Origin of the sequence: Brevibacillus sp. MCWH, from assembly GCF_013096935.1 — a bacterium.
In the GTDB taxonomy this organism is placed as follows: Bacteria; Bacillota; Bacilli; order Brevibacillales; family Brevibacillaceae; genus Brevibacillus; species Brevibacillus aydinogluensis.
Window position 1 is genome coordinate 1 of sequence record NZ_SDLF01000157.1, and the last position, 451, is coordinate 451.

At 28.8% G+C, this 451-nt stretch carries 1 protein-coding gene; it reads right to left on the minus strand.

From position 1 onward, the window contains the following. Positions 1 to 193: 193 nt before the first annotated feature. Entirely contained in the window at positions 194 to 325 is a 132-nt protein-coding gene (locus ETC00_RS20880; RefSeq protein WP_256379915.1) for a hypothetical protein, read from the minus strand. Positions 326 to 451 lie beyond the last annotated feature (126 nt).

Sequence of the window (451 nt, forward strand, 5' to 3'; positions counted from 1 at the left end):
CCATTAAAACTCACCACTCTTTTATTATTTTTTTATTATACATTTGTTTTCCGTTTTCAAATTAAGGGAAAAAAATAAAGGTATATATGTAAAAATACGACCATGACGTTGTTATATACTCACATATCATCATGGTCGTATTTAGAATAGAGTATTTGATAATTATTCATGATACTTCCCCCGACTGAAAAAATTAGTCTTCAAGCAACCCCATTTCTCTTGCAATGATTAGACCTGCTTCTACTATTTTCATAGCATCGTCAAAATCAATGTCAAGAGTATTTTCTTCTTCCATCTCAGGCTCGAGAACGAAATATTTGTTCATTTGTTTTCACCTCCTTTCAATTTCAACACAACTGTTTGATAATTTTTAAGAATTTTAAATCTTTGTAAACTTCTATAGTTCTATTTAATTGTGCTAAAATAAAAGTTACTACTGTGTGAATATTAC